This is a genomic window from Sphingobacterium sp. B16(2022) (genome assembly GCF_012030425.1).
GTDB lineage: Bacteria > Bacteroidota > Bacteroidia > Sphingobacteriales > Sphingobacteriaceae > Sphingobacterium > Sphingobacterium anhuiense.
The window spans coordinates 20,153-41,400 of record NZ_JAAUVN010000008.1 but is presented as its reverse complement, the minus strand read 5'-3'; the positions used below and the strand labels follow the sequence as shown (position 1 = coordinate 41,400).

Here is a 21,248-nt window from a genome sequence, read left to right as displayed (position 1 = left end):
TAACTCAGTAAATTGAAATAAAAAACCTATATTTAATTTGCAAATTATTGAATACATTTAAACGAATTACAAAACATAAACACCTAACGATCAAGCTATATAGTTATTCGAAAGTTAAAAAAACAACCATCGATCTAAAATAATTAGCAACAGCAACTTAAGTACATGAAAATCTACCTACTCTCCTTCATACTATCGATTTTAACTTTTCATAAAGGTATTTGCCAAATCTTTGAAGACAGTCAGGCACCTCCATCGCAAAAATGGCATCAGATTGACACTAAAGAATTTAAACTGATCTTTCCGGTCGAAATGAAAAAAAAGGCTTCAACGCTTGCCAGTCAAATTACACAGTATTTAAAAATAAATCATAAAGACTTACAAGTAAAACCGCGTAAAATTTCTTTAATTCTTCAAAACACCGAACTTCGTCCTAATGGTTTTGTCCAACTCGCTCCACGCAAATCGGAGCTGTACAGCAGTCCAACCCCTGAGCCAGATAATCAGGAATGGCTCTCCAATCTAGCATTGCACGAACTTAGACACGTTGCTCAATTTGATAAATTGACCGGAAAATTAAAGGCACCGTTCTTAGAACAGCTTGCCCTTGCTATATACGGTCTAACGTTGCCTTCCTGGTATTTTGAAGGTGATGCAGTCTGGGCAGAAACATTTTATTCCAAAGGAGGAAGAGGTCGACTCCCCTCTTTTGAAATGACGCTAAAAGCTAATGAAAGAACTGATAAAAAATATAAATTCGAGAAATATTTATTAGGTTCTTATCGTGATAAAATACCGAGCTATTATACCATTGGTTATTTCATGACCAATTATTTAAAACAAAACGTAAAGGAGAACTTTGAACCCGAACTGTATCAAAACATCAACAAAAATATATTGATGCCCTACAATTTTAGTCGGTCGCTAAAAAAAACAACTGGATTTAATAATACGAGTCTATTTGCACATACGATGGATGATCTGAATATTAAATGGAAAAAAGAAGAACATGAAAGACCAACGATATCCTACCCGATAATTGAACCAACATCCAGTAAAAACTACCAGGATTGGTTATTGCCTAAAAACAATCACGACAATAGCACCCTATCTATTTTACAGACCCCAGAAAAAACAGCTGAAATTGTTAAAATAGATAACAACAATAAAATAGAATCATTGTTAAAATTGGGAAATCAAATCGTCCCAAACTATGATTTCAGAAATAATATGATTGTATGGGATGAAGTTAAAAGAGATATCCGATACACCAAAAGATCCTACAATGTAATCAACCTTTACCATTTAGAAACAAAAAAGCGAGAGCAGATTAGTTTTAAAAGTCGCTATTTCTATCCCATACTACACCCATCCAAAGCAGAAATACTGACAATTGAAGTGGATTTAAGTAATCAGACAGCAATTCTATTGCTCGATATTAAAACCAAAAAAATATTAAAAAGAATTCCGATAGCTTCCGATATTTATCTTCAACAGCCTTCATTTAATGAAGAGGGCTCAAAAATAGTAGCTATTGCTATTTCAAACAAAGGCACAAACTTAGTAGAAATCGAATTAGAATCCTCCCAAATTACTTTTCTTCAGGACTGGAGCAATGAACAATTTGAAAGACCGCAATACATAAACGATCAACTTTTTCTGTTTAAAGCACAATATTCAGGTGTCGATAATTTATATCAATATAATAAACTATCAAAAGCATTAACGAAGCTTACAAATACCACTTTCGGAGCTTTCAACCCCTCTTATGATGTCAATAAAAAAGAAATTCTCTTTAATAATTACCAGTACAATGGATATAAAATATCCAAAATAACATTTAATGACACCGATACAGTTCTTAAGAACTCATATAGCATAAAAACTATTAGTAACAATTTAAAAAACAAAATTGATAGCATCACAGAAAGTGTTTCAGATTACAATGTAAGTCCTTATAAAGGCCTATCTAGAACATTTAATTTTCACAGCCTTTCCCTTAGCAACACCAATTTCGAAAGCTTAGACAACTTCAAACCAGGTGTATTCTGGCTTTCCAACAATATTCTAAATACAACACAATTTGTACTCGGTTACGAATACGATACCGATATTAAAAAATCTATTTACTCTGCAACCTTAAATTACAATAAATATTTTCCCAAATTCACACTTAAATATGAAAACAAAGGACAGATAGGAACAGCAAAAATCAATAGTAAATCTGATAGCACGATCAATTTCGATTGGAGAGAGCATGATATAAGTGGTCAGATCTCCATTCCATTGGCTTACTATAAAAGCAATTATGTCTATAGCTTAGGTTTCAATTTTGCGACATCATACCTTCAACGATACAACACAAGTATTAAAAACCTTAAAAACTTCGACTCAAAGGTATTGTTCCCGTTAACTTATCAAATTTATTGGAATAGAAACGCCATGATGTCAAAAATGGATATCACACCTCGATGGGGACAAAACTTTAGTATGACTTATCGCCACCTTCCATTCGAAGATCAAGAAGGAAATCTTTTCTCCATTCGAAGTGGATTCTATATTCCTGGATTTGTCAGTAATCATGGATTTCAAATTAGATTTAGTTATCAAAAAGCATCAGGCCGCTATCAATACAGCAACGATATACCAACAATTAGCGGCTACGGGTACTATAAGTACGAGAAAATTAAAAACACCTTATTACTAAACTACAGATTCCCGATCAGCTATCCAGATTGGGCAGTTGGAGGCATAACGTACATCAAACGAATTAAGGGAGGGGTATTTGCCGACTATCAAAATATCCATCACCAGTCCGACATGAGTCCAAAAACTTTCGGTCTTTCTGTATCAGCAGATTTTAATGCTTTCAGATACCCATTACCCAATTTTGAAGCCGCTCTTAAACTCACTTATATCAACGATGTTACCGCTACACAAAGAGTTGTACCAACCGTTAGTTTAAATTATACCTACTAAAATCTTAAAACAGGAAAAGGCATCTAACGATGCCTTTTCCTGTTTTATATTTCAAAGTTATTACCCTTCGATAGCCTTTACGCCAGGTAAAACTTTACCTTCCATATATTCTAACAAAGCACCGCCACCAGTGGATACATAACTTACCTGTTCAGTCATTCCAAATTTAGAAACTGCAGCTGCAGAATCACCACCACCGATCAATGAAAATGCACCTTTTTCAGTTGCATTGACCACCGCATCGGCAACAGCTTTTGTACCTTTAGCAAAGGTATCAAATTCAAAAACCCCCATAGGACCATTCCAAAGAATAGTTTTAGACGATTCAATTATTTTTGCAAACGCTTCTCCAGATTCTTTACCAATATCCAATCCTTCCAATTCCGCAGGGATCTGATCATTTGGTCCATCATAAACAGTTGCATCATTTGAAAATTTATCCGCAATTTGAGCATCAGTCGGTAATACCAGGTTAACGCCTTTTGCCGCTGCTTTCTTAACCAATTCTGTTGCCAAGTCCAACTTATCTAACTCAACTAATGACTTACCGATCTCTCCACCACGAGCTTTAATAAAAGTATAAGCCATACCTCCGCCTATAATCAGGTTATCAACACGATCCAATAAAGCTTCGATTAATTCTAATTTATCAGAAACCTTCGCCCCTCCCATGATAGCAGTAAATGGACGTTCAGCCTTATTCAACACTTTTTCTGCATTACCAATTTCTGCAGCCATTAGATACCCAAAATATTTCGCATCAGGGAAAAATTGAGCAATAACAGCAGTAGAAGCATGAGCACGGTGAGCTGTACCAAAAGCATCATTGACATACACATCACCCAATTTTGATAATTTCTCTGCAAATGCAACATCACCTTTTTCTTCCTCTTTGTAAAAACGAAGATTCTCCAAAAGTAAAACTTGACCTGGTTTCAAATTTTTTGCTTTTTCAACCGCATCTTCACCAATACAATCAGCAGCAAACTGAACATCAACCCCTAACACTCCAGATAAATGTGAAACAATGTGCTTTAGTGAATATTTATCTGTAGGCCCATCTTTTGGTCTACCTAAGTGTGACATCAAGATAACAGATCCACCATCATTTAATATTTTTTTAATCGTGGGTGTCGCACCTTGAATTCTATTATCATCTGTAATATTAAAATTGTCATCCAAAGGAACATTAAAATCTACACGTATTAGCGCTTTTTTGTCAGCGAAGTTTAAGTTGTCAACTGTTTTCATCTCTATTATTTATTATGAAGTATTTACCCACCTATTCAAATGGACAGCTAAATATAAAAAAAGCCTTTTACTATCCGAATAATAAAAGGCTTTTTTTGATAAAATGAAAAATAATTAATGTATTTCAATCGAATACGGCAATTTCGCCATAATACCAGATTGTCCAGAAACTTTTTTGATCACATCAAAGTAATTATAGAATTCTCCCATTTGCTGTTGTGCCATCCATATTTGAACCTTTTCCTTAGACGAATTTAAAAAAGTTGAAATTGCATCCTCTTTGGCAGGATATTGCTTAACTGCATATTGTCCTATTTTTGCTTTCTTTGCTGCTGCTTTAATAGCATCATCAATACCACCTATACGATCTACCAATCCAATCTCTACAGCCTGTTTACCAGTCCACACACGGCCTTGACCAATAGTATCAACCTGAGCAACCGTTATTTTACGACCATCAGACACACGCTTCATAAACGTTTGATAAACACGATTAACCTCCATCTGGATGATATCGCGTTCTTCAGCAGTTAAAGGACGATCCGGAACCATACCTAAATCAGAGAATTTACCAGTTTTCACACCATCAAAATGAACACCTATTTTATTATTCAATAAATTCTTAAAATTTGGAATAACCCCAAACACCCCGATTGAACCTGTAATCGTATTATTCTCAGCAAAGATTGAATCTGCTGCCGCCGAAATATAGTAACCGCCCGAAGCCGCATAATCCCCCATAGAAACTATGATCGGTTTTACTTGCTTTGTCAACTCAACCTCTCTCCATATAACATCAGATGCTAAAGCAGAACCTCCAGGAGAATTAACACGGAAAACAACTGCTTTCACATTATCATCTTGTCTTAACAAACGTAGCTCACGTGAAATTTTATCGGATCCAATCTCACCTTTAGTCCCCTCTCCTCCTACAATAGCACCTTCAGCATACAAAACAGCAACCTGATTAGATTCAGAACCACTCGGCATCTTCGATTTATAGTCAATTAGGGATACAACAGAGAGATCATCTTTTGTTGCTACGTTCAATCTTTTCTTTAATTCTAAAATCAGCTCATCTTTATACAATTTAGCATCAGCCAATTTATACCTTACAGCATCATCAGCGTTACGAACCAAATAATCTGTAGCTATACTCCTTAATGAGTCGGCAGACATTTTTCTTGAAGTTGAAATTTCCTGAATAAATGAATCATAGATACTTCCCAAATAAGAATTAACCTGTAAACGGTTCGCCTCACTCATTTGGTTTAAGAAATAAGGTTCAACAGCACTTTTAAAAGTTCCCACTTTTACAACCTGCATATCCACACCAAATTTATCAAAAGCATCTTTCATAAACATGGTGGAGCTTGCCAATCCTTTAAAATCAACAGTTCCTTCTGGATTCACATACACCTTATCTGCAACACTAGCGACATAATAAGCTTTTTGAGAATAACCCTCGTTGTAAGCCACAATAAATTTACCCGATGACTTAAAGTCTAACAAAGCATCTCTAATCTCTTTAAGACTAGCAAATCCAGTAGCAATTGTACTTGCATCCATAAAGATCCCTTTAATCTTACTATCTTCTTTAGCTGTTCTTATTCTCAACAGAATATCATCAAGACCAAGATTTTTCAAATTATAACCAGGAATATCCAAGGAACCAAAAGGATTATCTATGGAACGCTCTGTAATCTCATGATTAAAAGAAAGATACAATATTGAATTATCCTTAACCATTACTTCTTTTTCCGAAGATGCAGAAGTTACTAACGCGCCGATAATACCTAACATTATAATAAATAAAACTACCGATGATATCACAATTCCCGTGACAGTAGCAAGTACATACTTAAAAAATGATTTCATAAAATGAATAATCTAAAGTTCAATTGATTTATTAGTTGCCAATTTAGTACAAATGTTACAAATAAATTTTTAAATCTTTTATTTAATTAACTAAAATTCTATATTTATAAGGTGAAAAGCATCTACATTTTATTAGGAGCAAACCTGGGTGATCGTTTAATGCAATTAAACAGCGCATTAAGCGCTCTGGAGGATTCCTTGGGCAACATTGCAAAAGTTTCAGCTATTGTCGAAACCGAAGCTTGGGGGGTAGAAGATCAACCCAATTTCTTAAACCAAGTAATTGAAGTCAAAACATTTCTTAACCCAATAGAGGCGCTTGAAATCTGTCAAAGTATAGAAAATCAATTAGGGAGAGTTCGTTCAGAAAAATGGGGAGCACGTGTGATCGATATTGACATTTTATATTACGAAAATGAGCAGATTAACTTGCCTAACCTCCAAATTCCACATCCCTATATACAGGATCGTAAATTTACACTAATACCATTAGTCCAGATCGCTCCAGAATATATACACCCGATTTTAAAAAAGAGTAATAAGGAACTCTTAGCAATATGCACAGATCCCTTAGACGTAAACATCTACAAAAAAAATGTATAAACACATAAAACCAGATATTATCAAGCAAAGTATGTTTAATAATGAGGACATGATAAAAGAGTTTATCGCCCTTTACCGAACACAAACTCCTTTAGATTTTGAAAAATTAACAGCAGCAATAACAGCGAAAGACTATCAAGAGATTAATAATGCGGCACACCATATCAAACCTACTATGGAATACATTGGAGCACCACATTTAAAAGAGCAACTGCAGCTTATAGAATCATTAGCAAAAGAAACCGCTGACATCAATCACATTGAATCGGAATGCTCCCTATTAAAAATACAATTCGATGAATTATTTACAGAATTAGAGCAGTATGAAAAATCGATTTAATCTTTATTTCAAACGTTGAAAATGTAACAGTGAAAGCAAGATATAGCTTAATAAAATAATTGGCAATGCCACGAATTGAAAAATAGCAAATAAGACAACCGCTAAAATCACAAAAATAAATTTATATTTATTTTCAGACAAAGCCAATGACGATAGCTTCATAGAAAACAATCTAATCTCACTTACCAATAAAAAACTTGTTAGTGCAGTGCTGATCAAGAGAAAGAAGGGATTTAATATAATATCTGGATATTTTTCAGCAATAAAAGGCAGTGATAAGACATAAAAAGTATTCATAGGTGTATTTAACCCTATAAAATCAGTCGTTTGGCGTTCATCCAGATTAAATTTTGCCAATCGAAGCGCTGAAAACACGGTTACCACAAAACCTAAATAAGCAAACAAGGGTTGCTCAATAAAAACCTCAGACAATAACATATAAAGGATAGCACCTGGCAAGAAACCAAAACTAACCATATCAGCCAGTGAATCTAATTCCTTACCGATGTTGGATTTGACATGTAAAAGCCGTGCTACCATACCATCGAAGAAATCAAATATACCAGAAGCCAATACACAATAAGCTGTTGTCATATAATCACCTTTAAGTGCCATTAACACCCCGATACATCCACTAAATAGATTCAAACAGGTTATGGTATTAGGAATATGTTTTTTCATATTTTCAATATAAATAAAAAGCCATCATTTTTTATAAATGATGGCTAAATTATTAAAATCAAATGGAATTACCCATTCATGCTAATCAAAAACTCTTCATTAGACTTAGTACCACGCATTTGCGCTAATAAAAACTCCATTGCCTCATTAGAATTCATATCCGCCAAGTGATTACGTAATATCCAAAGACGACGAATCGATTCTTTATCCATTAATAAATCATCACGACGCGTACTTGAAGCTGTCAAATCGATAGCAGGGAAAATACGTTTGTTCGCCAATTTACGATCCAACTGTAACTCCATGTTACCAGTACCTTTAAACTCTTCAAAAATAACCTCATCCATTTTAGAACCAGTCTCTGTAAGAGCTGTTGCTAAAATAGTTAAAGAACCTCCGTGCTCGATATTACGGGCAGCACCGAAGAAACGTTTTGGTTTATGTAAAGCATTTGCATCCACACCACCTGATAATATTTTACCAGATGCAGGGGCAACTGTATTATAAGCACGAGCCAAACGTGTAATTGAATCTAGCAAGATCACGACATCATGACCACACTCGACCATACGTTTTGCTTTCTCTAAAACAATATTTGCAATTTTTACATGACGCTCTGCAGGTTCATCAAAAGTAGATGAAACCACTTCAGCACGTACACTTCTTGCCATATCTGTCACCTCCTCAGGTCTCTCATCGATTAATAAGATAATCAAATAAACTTCAGGATGGTTTTTAGCGATAGCATTTGCAACCTCTTTCAACAAATTGGTTTTACCTGTTTTAGGTTGAGCTACAATAAGACCACGTTGTCCTTTACCTATAGGAGTGAACAAATCCATGATACGAGTCGAATAGTTGCTTGTACCCAAATCCAAATTCAAACGTTCATTAGGGAATAATGGCGTTAAGAAATCAAAAGGAACTCGGTCACGAATTTCAGCAGGATTTTGACCATTGATCGCTTCTACACGTACCAATGGAAAATATTTCTCACCTTCTTTTGGAGGTCTAATGCTACCCCTGACTGTATCACCAGTTTTCAAACCAAATAATTTGATTTGCGACTGAGAAACGTAAATATCATCTGGAGATGTAAGATAATTATAGTCAGAAGAACGTAAAAAACCATATCCATCAGGCATAATTTCCAACACACCTTCATTGACAATAACATTGTCAAAATCTGCATTTGATGAAGCTGTTTCTACTTTTGGAGGTGCTGACTTAATTGCGGGAGCTGCTTTTATATTTTCTTCAGATTCTGAGATTGCTACTTCGCTAGCTGAATCTGTTTCTTCATTTTCTTTTTTACGGATAGTAACCGGCTCAGACGCTTTTGCGGTTCTTATTCTTTTTCGAGGTCTCTCCGTTGACTCATCATGATTTTCTTCCTTTTTTTCAGAAGTATTTTCGGACTCATCACCAGTGCTGATTATTTTTTCAATTAACTCTTGCTTTCTAAGCTTATCAGCGTCACCGATACCTATTAATTTTGCAATTTCGCGTAATTCAGACACGAGTTTTGCATTTAATTCATTAATATCCATTAAATTTTTATTATGATATATTAGGATTTTATTTTAAAATGAAATTTATTACACTCCATTAATCATTTTGATTAACAAACAAAGGGATTTAAGAACTAAGTGATTTCTTCTATACCTGAAGCGGAATAAATTATGAGAACCTGCACAAAGAAAAAAAACAAATCTGACAATTCAAAATTATTTGTAAAAAAAAACATACTTATAACAAATCATATCTTGTTAAAACGTTTTACTAAAAAATCAAACGTAGTTATTAACAACAATATTATATTTAAATATGATATATTTTTTTGTAAGTTAGCGGTGCAAAAAAAACAAAGCAAACGATTTAGATGGAAAATAAACTCATTAAAACAAATTATCCCGCCTTATATACATTAATAATTGTATTTTTCTTTTGGGGTTTTATTGCAGCAGGAAATAGCGTATTTATTCCCTTTTGTAAAAACTACTTTCACTTAGACCAATTTCAGTCACAATTGATTGATTTTGCATTTTACACCGCTTATTATCTTGGTGCATTATTACTTTTTATTTTCAGCACATTTTCAGGAAAAGATTTAGTTGGTAAATGGGGCTATAAAAAAAGTATTGTCTATGGTCTATTATTCTCAGCATTAGGTGCGGGAGCAATGATCGTGGCAGTAGAAGTAAATGTATACATCGGTATGTTACTTGGACTTTTCACCGTTGCCTTAGGTTTTTCATTACAACAGACCGCTGCAAATCCATTTGCAGTTTTATTAGGAGATCCCAAAACTGGTGCTTCACGTGTCAATTTAGGCGGTGGTATCAATTCTTTCGGAACAACAATAGGACCCTTAGTTATCGGTTTTGCGTTATTCGGAACATTTGAGAAAATATCCGATTCCGAAATTGCTAATTTACCTTTAGACAAAGTCGTTTTCCTATATATAGGTGTTGGTTTATTGTTCCTACTAGCAGCAAGTTTGTTTTACTTCAGTAAAAAGGTGCCTGCAGGAATAAGCAATGAACCCATGGAAAAAGCTAATAAAGCCCTTAATACTCTGGTTATCATGACCATCTTGCTTTTTGCCATGTTCGCTCCTGTATTTTTAAGTTACAAAAGTGAAGTAGCAATTCAGGTAGATCAATTACAGGCGCAATTAAAATCTTTAGTTGATCCAGCAAGTATTGAGCAATTAAAACTTCAGATTAAAGAGATTGCTCACCCACTTGAAATACAACGTATGCTGTGGTTAGCAGGTGCACTGATTGTTGTTGTTGGTGGATTGATTTTTGCAAATGTAAAAGCGCAGAAAAACCCAGAAGGATGGGGAGCTATGAGATACCCTCAATTAGTATTGGGTATGATTGCCCTATTTTTATACGTTGGAGTTGAAGTAGCCATAGGAAGTAACTTAGGCGAACTACTTACATTAAAAGAATTTGGAAGCCTACAATCATCGCAAATTACGCCTTACGTTTCTATGTATTGGGGTAGTATGATGATTGGTCGTTGGGCTGGAGCGATTACAGCGTTCAACCTAACTAAAACAACTAAAAACATATTACTTATCATTGTTCCACTTGTCGCATTTTCTATTATTATCGGCGTTAATGCAATGGCGGGCTTTGAAATGTCACACCTATACTATTATGTTGTTTGTATACTTATACAAATCGGAGCATTTTACCTAAGTAAAGAAAAACCTGCTAGAACATTAATCGTTTTCGGTCTATTCGGAATTATCGCTATGACTGTTGGTTTATTATCTTCAGGTACAGTAGCTATTTACTCTTTCTTAGCAGGAGGATTAGCTTGTTCCATCATGTGGTCATCAATCTTCAGCCTTTCAATCGTAGGACTTGGAAAATATACAGCACAAGGATCAGCATTCTTAGTCATGATGATCTTAGGCGGTGGTGTTATTCCCCCTATCCAAGGAAAATTAGCTGATATCATAGGTATCCACAACTCTTACCTACTTCCATTGTTAGGTTTTGCCTACATTGTATTCTTTGCAATAGCAGTAAAATCAGTACTCAAAAAACAAGGAATTAATATTGATGATGTCGAAGCAGAGGGATCACATTAAGCTTATTGATAAAGCTAACTAATTGTAAAAAATACACTATTAAATCAATTTAATAGCATCTTAAAAAAAAGGCCTTAAATACAATTTTAAGGCCTTTTTTTTCAAATTGCTATAAAGTAAATGAAATAATTTTTCATTTTAGTGCTTTGATCATACATAAATTATAAATAAAAAAATGTATTTTCGAAAATCGGATTCAAATGATCCAATTTTAAAACGAAAAAACTCAATTAAAACTACTCAATAATGATTATTATTGCTGACGGCGGGTCAACGAAAACAAACTGGTGTTTGTTGGATGATTCAAACAAAAAAATTTACTTCAATACAGAAGGGTATAACCCATATTTTGTAGATAGCGAATACATCGTTAACTCTTTAAGAAAAGGCTTACCAAATGATTTACCTTTTGATGAAATTAAAGAGGTTAACTATTACGGTGCAGGCGTTCATAATAAAGAAAAAGCAGAAATCGTTATTAAAGCTATCCAAGAAGTTTTCCAACAAGCTCAAGTTGAGGTTGGTCACGATTTATTAGCTGCCGCAAGAGCTTTATTAGGTACTGAATCAGGTTTTGCAGCCATTCTAGGAACGGGTACCAATTCTTGTATTTATGATGGAAATGACATTACCTATAACATCGACTCATGTGCTTACATCTTAGGTGATGAAGGTAGCGGAAGTTATATCGGTAAAAAATTATTAACAGATTACATCCGTGATTTAATGCCTCAAGATGTTCGTAAAGTATTTTACGACACCTACAAGATCACTCCAGATGAAATCATGGATACCGTTTACACAAAGCCATTAGCGAACCGTTTCTGCGCAAGTTTCAGCAAATTTGTTTACGACAACAATGTGAATATTGAATATACACGTGCTATTGTAGATGATGCTTTCGAAGCATTTTTCAAAAACTTAGTTAGTAAATATCCAAACTACCAAGAATATACATTCAACTGTATCGGTTCTGTAGGCTATAATTTCCGTAATGTTTTGGAGGAAAAAGCAGTACAGTACGGCATGAAAGTTGGCAAAATATTACGTTCCCCTATCGATGATTTAGTTCAATTCCACATCAATAGAGCGTCAAAATAGTTTCAAGCTATTTTAGTATTAAAAATATAAAGGGTGAAGATCGTATCTTCACCCTTTATATTTTTAATAATTTCATAACAAAGCATTTATATACAGATCATAATAAAATGCGTCTTTTGAAAAACGGAAGTTATGAAAAGAAATCTCGATATCGTAGTATTATCAGACATTCATCTCGGAACACATGGAAGTCACGCAAAAGAGTTACTCTATTATTTAGAGTCGATCGCACCAAAAATGCTGATTTTAAATGGCGATATAATCGATATTTGGCAATTCAAAAAAAGCTATTTCCCATCCGAGCATTTACATGTTATCAAAAAAATAATCGATCTCAGCGCCAATGGCACCGAAGTGCATTACATCACCGGTAATCATGATGAAATGCTCCGAAAATTTGCAGATTTAAAACTTGGCAATATCAAATTAACCAACAAACTCTTACTATCCCTTAACAATAAGAAAGCATGGATATTCCATGGTGACGTATTTGATGCCTCCATCCATCATTCAAAATGGTTAGCAAAATTAGGCGGTTGGGGATACGATAAACTGATCCAATTAAACCATATTATCAATTGGATCTTGCTTAAAATGGGGCGTGAGAAATATTCATTATCAAAAAAAATAAAAAACAGTGTTAAAAAAGCTGTCAAATACATTTCTGATTTTGAAGAAACAGCCACTGAACTAGCTATTGAAAAAAATTACGACTATGTGATTTGTGGACACATCCATCAACCACAAATCAAAGAAGTCATTACCCGGAAAGGAACAGTGACTTACATGAACTCAGGTGATTGGGTTGAAAACTTAAGCAGTTTAGAATATCATAACGGCGAATGGCGATTATTTCATTACGAAGATTATAAAGAATCCATTCTCAAAAACAAGCTGACAGAAACACCACTATTCACCTTAGAAGATCTAAAAAATCTGGTAACGATATAACAAATAAGGGGGATTTGCATCCCCCTTATTTGTTATAATTCAATTGATTCACCAATTGCAGGTAAGTATAGTGTCTTACCATAATTTGCGAATTTTTCAGAAGCATTAACTTTATCAATGGTAATAGGGGGAAATGTATCGTAATGCACACCCACTATTTTATCACAATTAATAAATTCTGCCGCCTTTACCGCATCATCAACATCCATGGTATAATGTCCACCGATAGGTAAAAATGCCCAATCCAATTCAAGATCTGCCAAAAGCTTCATTTCCATTGTAAGCGCTGTATCTCCTGCAAAATAAATTTTCTTGTTACCAGAATGCAGAATGAAACCAACAGGAAATCCACCATATTGTCCGTCAGGAGTGCTATTTGTATGCATAGCATATACCATCTTCACAGTCCCAAAAGAAGTGACAATAGTACCTCCTAAATTGAACTCAATTACTTTTTCATCCGGAACTCCTTGTTTCCTAACCCATGCTGCAGTCTCTACAATAGCTGCAACAGTTGCTTGGCTATTTTTTTGAATCTGTGCCATATCTGCCACGTGATCCTGATGACCGTGACTTAAAAAAATATATTCTGGTAATAGAGCATTAACGTCTACACCCTTTGCCAAGGGATTATAAGTGATAAAAGGATCCATTAATACCTCGTGTCCATCAAAATTGAACATAACACAAGATTGTCCGTAATATGTCGCTTTCATAAAACTATTGATTAAATAGGCCTCCTAAACCACCAAGCATATCTTGACTAGCAGCAGACATCTCAGATTGACTCACATTTTCAGCTTGGACCATCGCTTTATTTAAAGCCACGACAAGCAATTCTTCCAGTTCCTCTTTATCCGCATTACTCAAGAAGATCGGATCAATTGTAATTTCTTTAATTTCTTTATTAGCAGTTGCAACTACTTTTATCAATCCACCTTCAGCTTCTCCAAAAACAGAAATATTATCTAATCTTTGTTTAATTTCTTGTGCTTTTTGTTGCGCTTGGAATAATTTATCAAACATAATATATGATCTAAATGAACAATTCTAAATATAATGCAATTTACACATTTGAATTCAAATCATAGATGACAAAATAACCTTTCAATTTAATTCGCAAATCAAATCATCATTTGTAAATTTGCATCATGCAAAGCAATCAAGAAATTTTAGTTGAAGCTATTCTGAATCAATATGAAGTAGACAAAACGCAGTTGCCAACGGATATTTTAGAGCAAATCTATACCCTATCCAGTAATTTGGTCACGAGTCATGATATTATAAATTATACAGAGTCTATAGGAAGACTATTAAATAAGGATGAAAAAACCGCAGAGCTTTTAGAAATTTTGGATGATGAAGTTCATATCATCATTCATAAATTGAAATTTATTGTAGCAAGCGATCGCCCTAAAGTAATTCTTTTAGATGGCCTCAACCCTGCCGTAATCAATACCAGTGACTATTTACAAGAGTGTATTAAAATAGCAGGTGGTATACCTACTTACACCATTTCGGAAGCAGATAAAGTTATTATTATCAATTCAGAAGAATTAACAATAGCACAAATTCCCGCACTATTATCTGACACAAACTGGTCTGATAGTAATGCCGTTAAGCTAAATCAAGTTTTTTTAATCAATAAGGAGGAATTTGGAAAAACTCCGGGAGCTGACTATTGCTTAGAATTAGAAACATTAGCGGAAATACTGCAGCCCAAATATTTTTTTTACGGCTTAGAGGGAAATACCTGGATACAGTTTCAATTACAATAAAAAAAAAGCTGACTTGAAGTCAGCTTTTTTTTTATGCAAATCTTTTACGAATCAATAAATACAGCTTTTCAACCGATTGTGGTTTTTCAACCCATCTATTTTTAACCGCATAATTCGTTTGCAGAAAAGCATCCGCTTCCGCATAATCGTTACATCTGTTCAATAATTCAACAGCTTCACTATAAGCTAAACTATACCCATTAAAGAGATCCTTAATAAACAGTAGCTTATCATTCAAATTAATGATCGATTTGATATCTTTAACCTGCCCCGAATTTCCGGAGGCATTGTTCATCTCATAAACCCGGTTTTGTACACCAGCTTTTTTCTGTTGTGAAATAATTTCATTTAACGTTAACGGTCTTGAAGGAGTCTCTTGCTCCACATCTGGACGAATCTCTTCTTCAATCAAGATTTGTTTTGATTCTTCAATAACTTCATTAACAACTAGCTTCTCTTGTTCCACCGGATTAACAGCTACCTGTTGAGGCTTTGCCTCCTCTTTTTCATATGTTGGAGTTACACGATCTCGTGGTTTATCCTCTTGAGTAGTAGCAGACACAGGCTCAGGGATACTGTTGTCAAAAGTCACTTTCTCTGCTTCAGGAATGACCTCCTCTTGAGTAAGTTCTTCTTTGGCAGGCTCTTCTTTCAAATTTAAATCTTCGACAGGGGCAACTTCTTTCTGTGATGTATTCAAACTGATATCAGCTGTTTGATCTACCACCTCAGTTACCACATTAGGTTGTTCTTCTTTCTTTTCAGGAACACTTTGAAACAAATTGGAAGGAGGTGTAAAGTAGTTATTAAAAGAAACTTTCTCCTCTTCTATCCGGTCATGCACTACTTTTGGAGCCGCAGGTTCATCAGCTCTTTCAATTTTCTGAGCTATACCCAACAGATTCTGTGCTTTTAAAACACCAATCTGAGCGGCAATATATTGTGCGGTAGCTTCAAAAAGAGCTAAATCAGTTTTCTTATCTTCAAAGCCATCCTTTGAAAGCGCAAGATATTGCGCTTCCAACTCCTGCAATAAATCTCCTATTTTATCAAATAAATTTTGTTTCGTAACCATAAATTAATACATTTCATTGTTCGTAATTCCAGTAAAACACTAAATTTTACAAAAGGAATAAAACTTCATTTTCAACTTACTGATTTATACTTTATTGTTAAGTATTGTAGCTTTTATAGACTCAAATTTAATATTAAATTCTGATATTAGCAGGACATAAGTAGTATTATTTTATTTAAAAAATCAGATTTAATACTGATTGAAAGTAATATTCAATTTATTGATTTTAATTCATTTAAATGCTTTTTTCTGAACATAATTTCACACAAAGGGGCCCAGTATACGGGAGTATCGAAGTGATATGCGGTTCGATGTTTTCCGGTAAGACCGAAGAACTCATCCGTAGACTAAAACGGGCACAATATGCTAAACTCCATGTCGAAATTTTCAAACCAGCAGTAGACAAAAGATATGATGATCGCTTAGTTGTTTCGCACGACAGCAACAGTATACCATCTACCCCTGTTGAACACTCCTCTTCTATTTTATTACTGAGCAATGATACTCAGGTTGTCGGTGTAGATGAAGCGCAATTTTTTGATGAAGGTTTGACAGAGGTATGTGTCAATTTGGCAAATAAAGGAATTCGTGTCATAGTTGCAGGTCTAGATATGGATTTTAAAGCACAACCTTTCGGTCCTATACCCCATATAATGGCAATTGCCGAACATGTAACAAAAGTACATGCCGTATGCATGCAATGCGGAGCGCCAGCAAATTACTCTTTCAGGACTTCTACAGATACAAAAACAGTCCTTTTGGGTGAAAAAGAAGCTTACGAAGCAAGATGCAGGAGATGTTACTATAATTTAACAAATTATTAACATTTACTTAATATATGATGGCATATTTTGGCATTACCTTTGTATAACTATAATAACAAGATAATAACAGCTAGTAATAGCTACAAAATACTTTTCATAATTTAGGTTTATAATTGGTTAGTTAAAGTCCACCCTCCCAAGGTGGACTTTCTTTTTTACAATCTAATTTCACAAAAAAAACCAAGAAGATTTACTTCCTGGTTTCTCAATTTCTATTTCTTCACCCAATTGACAATTTCATCTGCAAGTGGATTAACTGCCGAACGATAGCGATGAACCAGCTTTCCGTTCTCATCGATTAGAAACTTTTCAAAGTTCCACTTGATATCACCTTTGAAATCCGGATTATCTTGCGAAGTCAGGTATTTAAATAAAGGATCAATCTGATCACCTTTTACTTCAACCTTCTCTGCCATTAAAAACTCTACACCATAGTTTTGTTCGCAAAATTCCTGAATATCTCCATTCGTACCAGGTTCTTGATTCCCAAAATTGTTCGCCGGAAACCCAATGATCACCAAATCATTTCCATACTCCGAATACAATGCTTGCAGATCTTTATACTGTTTAGTAAAGCCACATTTTGAGGCTGTATTGACTATTAAAATTTTCTTCCCTTTAAAAGACGACATTTTAACATCTTTACCATCGAGACTTTTAAAACTATAATCGTAAATGCTAGGATTTCCAAATATCATGGAAAAACAAGCAATAATCGTTGATAAAATCATCATGTTATTTTAAAAATTAATAAGTGAACTTTTTTCTCTTTCTATCACAAAATCAAACAATTCATTGATCGGTGATTTCAATATTTTTCCAATTTTAATATTATATCCATTACAGACATCACGTAATATCAGATCCAGATAATAAGCAATTGATCCCACAAAGTGACACTCGTAATCCTGATAATTCTGATAAGTTAATACACAAGTCTGTACATATTCCTCGAAACCCGAACGAATAATTTCATCTATAAACGGATGCGTAATATTCGCAGATAAAAATGGTGCAAATGAAGCCAAATAAGCATTCGGTCTCTCCTTTTGATACACATTCTTAATAACGATCTCCTTTGTTATGCGATAATTCTCTGCAAAATTCTCTGACAGATCCTTAGGCAATCGACCATAAAGAAACAATGTAATTAACTTTTTGCCAAACCAGGCACCCGATCCCTCATCTCCCAGCACATATCCATTTCCATGGTTAGAGGGTTGCACCTCCTGTCCATCAAAAAAACTAATATCAGAGCCAGTACCCAATGTGGCAATATACCCTTTATTAGTACCACAAGTCGCTAAAGCACTACCTACAAGATCGTTCTCAACCGAAATAAAAGCATTTTCAAACAAAGGAGTCAGCGCATTGGAAACCATTTCCCTACGATCTGGAGATATACAACCTGCGCCATAGAAATAAAGTTCCGTTATTTCATTCGCATAAGGTATTATCTCAGGTATTTCTTTAATTACTCGGGTTATTTCTTTATCGTTTACAAAAAAAGGATTAAGCCCATTTGTCGAAAAAGACAAAGGTGGACTATCTGGAAGCTCTAATTTCCAGTCTGACTTAGAAGAACCGCTATCAACGACTAAAATCATAAATTATAAGATTATGCTACATCGAGCGTATCAAATATACAAAATTTTCAAGTTTAAATTAACCAAAGATGTAGCCATAAAATAAAATGGCCTACCATTACAAAACATTACGTCAAATAATTTTGTATAACCCTCATAACCTTGTACTTTTGCATACCACAAATAAATTTTGAACTGGTATAGCTATCAGTTATTTAACGCTTTAAAATGATTGAAAAAAGTAATTATACGTCAAAAATACATTTTGATGTTTCCTTTAGTGAGCCTCAAGCACATTACGCAGCCGTAAAAATGTCCATCAAAGAAATTCAGTCTGATTTTATTGATGTTAAAATGCCCGTTTGGTCTCCAGGATCCTACCTAGTACGCGAATATTCTAAACAAGTAGAACGATTCTCTGTTGAAGATCAAGTAGAATATGAAAAAATAAGCAAAAATACTTGGCGTATATTTACCAAAAATAAAAGCTCAATTGTTATCAACTACCATATCTATGGTTTTGAAACATCCGTACGTACTAATTTTATTAATGACGAGCATGCCTTTATAGTACCGACTGCAACCTTTTTACATATAGACGGCAACATTGACAGCCCAGTAACTGTTACCATCAGACCCGCTGAAAACTGGAGCAGTATTTCAACAGGTCTTGAACAAATCGATACGCATACTTTTTATGCACCCGATTTTGATATTCTTTACGATTCACCCTTTGAAGTCGGTAATCAAGATATTTGGACCATTCAAGCTTCCAACGTAGAGCATGAATTTGCCATGGTAGGTGGTGGTACTTATGACAAAGAACGATTAAGTGCCGATGTCAAAAAAATAGTCGAAGAAGAAACCCGCATTTGGGGTTCTAACCCCAATAAAAGATACGTCTTCATTACCCATAACTACCAATCCGGAGGGGGAGGATTAGAACATCTCAATTCGACCGTACTGGGAGCATCAAGGACAGCATATAGTAATGAAGGATCATACAAGACATACCTCAGCCTAATTGCCCATGAGTATTTCCATTTATGGAATGTTAAACGACTTCGTCCCAAAGCATTGGGACCATTTAACTATGATCAGGAAAATTACACCACGGGGCTGTGGATTATGGAGGGCTTTACCTCATACTACGATAACCTGATCATCAAAAGATGTGGTTTCTTCTCAGAACTAGAATATCTGAATCTACTAGCAAATGATTTCACAACAGTACTGAATCGTCCTGGACATCACATACAATCAGCCGCAGAAGCAAGCTTTGATGCCTGGATCAAATATTATAGACAAGATGAAAATTCACCTAATTCAAGTATATCCTATTATAATAAAGGAGCTATGCTCACGGTGTTGCTGGATTTAAAAATTATAGCAGCTTCAAAAGGAACAAAAAAATTAGATCATGTATTAAAAGAAGCATATAACCATTTCTATTTAGATCAGAACAGGGGTTTTGAAGAAGATGAATTTCAGCGACTCGTAGAAGAATTTACAGGTATATCCGTTTCCGATATCTTCAAAGCTGCACACGAAAATGGTGAACTTGACTATAATGCATATTTCAACCTAGTAGGTTATGAGATCATAGACATTAATGCCGAAAGCAAAACTTTAGGAATTGGAATAAGTCATCAAAAAAATGATGGGATTCAAACCGTTACTGCAGTAGAACGAGGTTCGGGAGCTTGGGATGGAGGATTAAATGTCCGTGATGAATTAATAGCCATCAATGGCATCAGACTCGACCTCAAAGATAAAGAATACGACTATTTTATGCAGCATAGCAATGAAGGAGATATATTAGATATTTTAATAGCAAGAGATGGTATTATAAAAGAACTGAAAATTGAGATACGGGCGGCCAATAAAAAATTATTCCGTATACAACCCCTCAAAGAACAATCGGAAAAGCAAAAACAATTAGCAGAATTCTGGTTATCATAAAAATGCAAAAAGGTCACTCGATTTATCAAGTGACCTTTTTTTATATTAGAGGATATCTAAAATTTATATCGAAATGAAAAACCGATTGGATCTATAAGCTTAATAGTACTCGATTGCAAGAAATCAAAATAAGGTTTAACATCCAAAGAAACCTGGAAAGGAGTTTCAGGAATATTATATTCAATCCCTATAATTCCATCAATACTAAGCGCCAGCTCCGAATCATATTCAACACGTTTTCCATCAATCGTTTTGTCTTTTTCCTTATAAGACCCCAGGCCACCACCAAATCCATAATACCAATTAAAACCACCTGATATAGGCCTATAATATTCGTACAATCCAACGACTCTAAAACGTCTATAATTTGAGTTGCTCTGAATGCTCAAAAGCCCTTCGAAAGCTCGGTCATTTGAAAGTGTATGTCTATAGGTAATTCCCTGAGCAGAACCAAAACGAGCCCCAATTGCCCCTTTTGAATCTAATTGCGCGGAAGCTTCGTTCGATACGCCCAATAAGCCAACTGTCACTCCAAAGATCCAAGATAATTTTTTCATATTTAACGTGCCTATTTGTTTTTCAATTTATTCGTTCAAAGTTAATATCAATAATTAAACGACGCAAATACT

At 34.6% G+C, this 21,248-nt stretch carries 19 protein-coding genes; 9 read left to right on the top strand and 10 right to left on the bottom strand.

All coding sequences use genetic code 11. From position 1 onward, the window contains the following. The first annotated feature begins 165 nt into the window (after positions 1-165). On the top strand, positions 166-2,979 hold the full coding sequence (locus tag HCX49_RS25060) for a DUF2268 domain-containing protein (protein ID WP_168128470.1): 2,814 nt from the start codon (positions 166-168) through the stop codon (positions 2,977-2,979). Positions 2,980-3,039: 60 nt separating this feature from the next. Here HCX49_RS25060 and HCX49_RS25055 read toward each other — a convergent pair whose 3' ends face one another. Together HCX49_RS25055 and sppA are read right to left on the bottom strand one after the other, a co-directional pair. Next, entirely contained in the window at positions 3,040-4,230 is a 1,191-nt protein-coding gene (locus HCX49_RS25055; RefSeq protein WP_021188681.1) for a phosphoglycerate kinase, read from the bottom strand. A gap of 114 nt (positions 4,231-4,344) precedes the next feature. Beyond that, entirely contained in the window at positions 4,345-6,108 is a 1,764-nt protein-coding gene (gene sppA / locus HCX49_RS25050) for a signal peptide peptidase SppA (protein WP_168128469.1), read from the bottom strand. 111 nt (positions 6,109-6,219) lie between these two features. Between sppA and folK the strand changes: the two genes are divergently transcribed. Together folK and HCX49_RS25040 are read left to right on the top strand one after the other, a co-directional pair. Then, positions 6,220-6,711 carry a 2-amino-4-hydroxy-6-hydroxymethyldihydropteridine diphosphokinase gene (folK, locus tag HCX49_RS25045; RefSeq protein WP_168128468.1) on the top strand — a complete coding sequence of 164 codons (492 nt, stop codon included), beginning with the start codon at positions 6,220-6,222 and terminating at the stop codon, positions 6,709-6,711. Beyond that, positions 6,704-7,051 (top strand): Hpt domain-containing protein, encoded by a 348-nt coding sequence (locus tag HCX49_RS25040; protein WP_237682893.1) that lies wholly within the window; start codon positions 6,704-6,706, stop codon positions 7,049-7,051. Before folK ends, HCX49_RS25040 begins: the two co-directional genes overlap by 8 nt. A 3-nt stretch (positions 7,052-7,054) precedes the next feature. On the opposite strand, the gene HCX49_RS25035 is transcribed toward HCX49_RS25040, so the two are convergent. Further along, positions 7,055-7,732 carry a CDP-alcohol phosphatidyltransferase family protein gene (locus HCX49_RS25035; protein ID WP_168128467.1) on the bottom strand — a complete coding sequence of 226 codons (678 nt, stop codon included), beginning with the start codon at positions 7,730-7,732 and terminating at the stop codon, positions 7,055-7,057. Between the two features lie 68 nt (positions 7,733-7,800). Next, a complete protein-coding gene (gene rho, locus HCX49_RS25030; RefSeq protein WP_021188684.1) occupies positions 7,801-9,282 on the bottom strand; it encodes a transcription termination factor Rho in 1,482 nt (493 codons plus the stop codon). 332 nt (positions 9,283-9,614) lie between these two features. On the opposite strand from rho, the gene HCX49_RS25025 reads away from it, so the two are divergent. The 3 genes from HCX49_RS25025 (at position 9,615) to HCX49_RS25015 (ending at position 13,394) form a co-directional block, all read left to right on the top strand. Continuing rightward, positions 9,615-11,342, top strand: a complete 1,728-nt coding sequence (locus HCX49_RS25025; protein WP_132772053.1) for an MFS transporter — start codon at positions 9,615-9,617, stop codon at positions 11,340-11,342. A 246-nt stretch (positions 11,343-11,588) separates the two neighbouring features. Continuing rightward, complete coding sequence (locus HCX49_RS25020; RefSeq protein ID WP_021188685.1) at positions 11,589-12,443, top strand: N-acetylglucosamine kinase; 855 nt, start codon at positions 11,589-11,591, stop codon at positions 12,441-12,443. A gap of 132 nt (positions 12,444-12,575) precedes the next feature. Beyond that, complete coding sequence (locus tag HCX49_RS25015) at positions 12,576-13,394, top strand: UDP-2,3-diacylglucosamine diphosphatase (protein WP_021188686.1); 819 nt, start codon at positions 12,576-12,578, stop codon at positions 13,392-13,394. Positions 13,395-13,426: 32 nt separating this feature from the next. On the opposite strand, the gene HCX49_RS25010 is transcribed toward HCX49_RS25015, so the two are convergent. Together HCX49_RS25010 and HCX49_RS25005 are read right to left on the bottom strand one after the other, a co-directional pair. Next, complete coding sequence (locus HCX49_RS25010) at positions 13,427-14,110, bottom strand: metal-dependent hydrolase (RefSeq protein ID WP_132772054.1); 684 nt, start codon at positions 14,108-14,110, stop codon at positions 13,427-13,429. Positions 14,111-14,114: 4 nt separating this feature from the next. After that, entirely contained in the window at positions 14,115-14,420 is a 306-nt protein-coding gene (locus HCX49_RS25005) for a YbaB/EbfC family nucleoid-associated protein (RefSeq protein WP_045756141.1), read from the bottom strand. 125 nt (positions 14,421-14,545) lie between these two features. Here HCX49_RS25005 and HCX49_RS25000 point away from each other — a divergent pair, with 125 nt between their 5' ends. Continuing rightward, the gene (locus HCX49_RS25000; protein WP_168128466.1) at positions 14,546-15,172 is read left to right on the top strand and encodes a hypothetical protein; all 627 of its coding nucleotides are present in this window, start codon (positions 14,546-14,548) and stop codon (positions 15,170-15,172) included. A 31-nt stretch (positions 15,173-15,203) separates the two neighbouring features. Here HCX49_RS25000 and HCX49_RS24995 read toward each other — a convergent pair whose 3' ends face one another. Beyond that, positions 15,204-16,247, bottom strand: a complete 1,044-nt coding sequence (locus HCX49_RS24995; RefSeq protein ID WP_168128465.1) for a hypothetical protein — start codon at positions 16,245-16,247, stop codon at positions 15,204-15,206. Positions 16,248-16,486: 239 nt separating this feature from the next. On the opposite strand from HCX49_RS24995, the gene HCX49_RS24990 reads away from it, so the two are divergent. Next, entirely contained in the window at positions 16,487-17,071 is a 585-nt protein-coding gene (locus HCX49_RS24990; protein WP_168128464.1) for a thymidine kinase, read from the top strand. Positions 17,072-17,283: 212 nt separating this feature from the next. Here the strand turns inward: HCX49_RS24990 and HCX49_RS24985 are convergent, their stop codons facing one another. After that, on the bottom strand, positions 17,284-17,802 hold the full coding sequence (locus HCX49_RS24985) for a glutathione peroxidase (protein WP_132772090.1): 519 nt from the start codon (positions 17,800-17,802) through the stop codon (positions 17,284-17,286). A 9-nt stretch (positions 17,803-17,811) separates the two neighbouring features. Continuing rightward, the gene (locus HCX49_RS24980) at positions 17,812-18,678 is read right to left on the bottom strand and encodes an N-acetylglucosamine kinase (RefSeq protein WP_132772058.1); all 867 of its coding nucleotides are present in this window, start codon (positions 18,676-18,678) and stop codon (positions 17,812-17,814) included. 207 nt (positions 18,679-18,885) lie between these two features. On the opposite strand from HCX49_RS24980, the gene HCX49_RS24975 reads away from it, so the two are divergent. Continuing rightward, the gene (locus HCX49_RS24975; RefSeq protein ID WP_168128463.1) at positions 18,886-20,619 is read left to right on the top strand and encodes a M61 family metallopeptidase; all 1,734 of its coding nucleotides are present in this window, start codon (positions 18,886-18,888) and stop codon (positions 20,617-20,619) included. A 56-nt stretch (positions 20,620-20,675) separates the two neighbouring features. Here HCX49_RS24975 and HCX49_RS24970 read toward each other — a convergent pair whose 3' ends face one another. Continuing rightward, positions 20,676-21,176 carry a hypothetical protein gene (locus HCX49_RS24970; RefSeq protein WP_132844099.1) on the bottom strand — a complete coding sequence of 167 codons (501 nt, stop codon included), beginning with the start codon at positions 21,174-21,176 and terminating at the stop codon, positions 20,676-20,678. Between the last annotated feature and the right edge of the window lie 72 nt (positions 21,177-21,248).

What these genes read in the sequence shown, in the direction of transcription:
- HCX49_RS25060 (WP_168128470.1), top strand. Translation starts at nt 166, where the DNA reads ATGAAAATCTACCTACTCTCCTTCATACTATCGATTTTAACTTTTCAT.
- HCX49_RS25005 (WP_045756141.1), bottom strand. Translation starts at nt 14,420, where the DNA reads ATGTTTGATAAATTATTCCAAGCGCAACAAAAAGCACAAGAAATTAAA.
- rho (WP_021188684.1), bottom strand. Translation starts at nt 9,282, where the DNA reads ATGGATATTAATGAATTAAATGCAAAACTCGTGTCTGAATTACGCGAA.
- HCX49_RS24970 (WP_132844099.1), bottom strand. Translation starts at nt 21,176, where the DNA reads ATGAAAAAATTATCTTGGATCTTTGGAGTGACAGTTGGCTTATTGGGC.
- HCX49_RS24990 (WP_168128464.1), top strand. Translation starts at nt 16,487, where the DNA reads ATGCTTTTTTCTGAACATAATTTCACACAAAGGGGCCCAGTATACGGG.
- HCX49_RS25040 (WP_237682893.1), top strand. Translation starts at nt 6,704, where the DNA reads ATGTATAAACACATAAAACCAGATATTATCAAGCAAAGTATGTTTAAT.
- HCX49_RS25010 (WP_132772054.1), bottom strand. Translation starts at nt 14,110, where the DNA reads ATGAAAGCGACATATTACGGACAATCTTGTGTTATGTTCAATTTTGAT.
- sppA (WP_168128469.1), bottom strand. Translation starts at nt 6,108, where the DNA reads ATGAAATCATTTTTTAAGTATGTACTTGCTACTGTCACGGGAATTGTG.
- HCX49_RS25000 (WP_168128466.1), top strand. Translation starts at nt 14,546, where the DNA reads ATGCAAAGCAATCAAGAAATTTTAGTTGAAGCTATTCTGAATCAATAT.
- HCX49_RS25015 (WP_021188686.1), top strand. Translation starts at nt 12,576, where the DNA reads ATGAAAAGAAATCTCGATATCGTAGTATTATCAGACATTCATCTCGGA.
- HCX49_RS24980 (WP_132772058.1), bottom strand. Translation starts at nt 18,678, where the DNA reads ATGATTTTAGTCGTTGATAGCGGTTCTTCTAAGTCAGACTGGAAATTA.
- HCX49_RS25020 (WP_021188685.1), top strand. Translation starts at nt 11,589, where the DNA reads ATGATTATTATTGCTGACGGCGGGTCAACGAAAACAAACTGGTGTTTG.
- HCX49_RS24985 (WP_132772090.1), bottom strand. Translation starts at nt 17,802, where the DNA reads ATGATTTTATCAACGATTATTGCTTGTTTTTCCATGATATTTGGAAAT.
- HCX49_RS25055 (WP_021188681.1), bottom strand. Translation starts at nt 4,230, where the DNA reads ATGAAAACAGTTGACAACTTAAACTTCGCTGACAAAAAAGCGCTAATA.
- HCX49_RS25025 (WP_132772053.1), top strand. Translation starts at nt 9,615, where the DNA reads ATGGAAAATAAACTCATTAAAACAAATTATCCCGCCTTATATACATTA.
- HCX49_RS24995 (WP_168128465.1), bottom strand. Translation starts at nt 16,247, where the DNA reads ATGGTTACGAAACAAAATTTATTTGATAAAATAGGAGATTTATTGCAG.
- HCX49_RS24975 (WP_168128463.1), top strand. Translation starts at nt 18,886, where the DNA reads ATGATTGAAAAAAGTAATTATACGTCAAAAATACATTTTGATGTTTCC.
- HCX49_RS25035 (WP_168128467.1), bottom strand. Translation starts at nt 7,732, where the DNA reads ATGAAAAAACATATTCCTAATACCATAACCTGTTTGAATCTATTTAGT.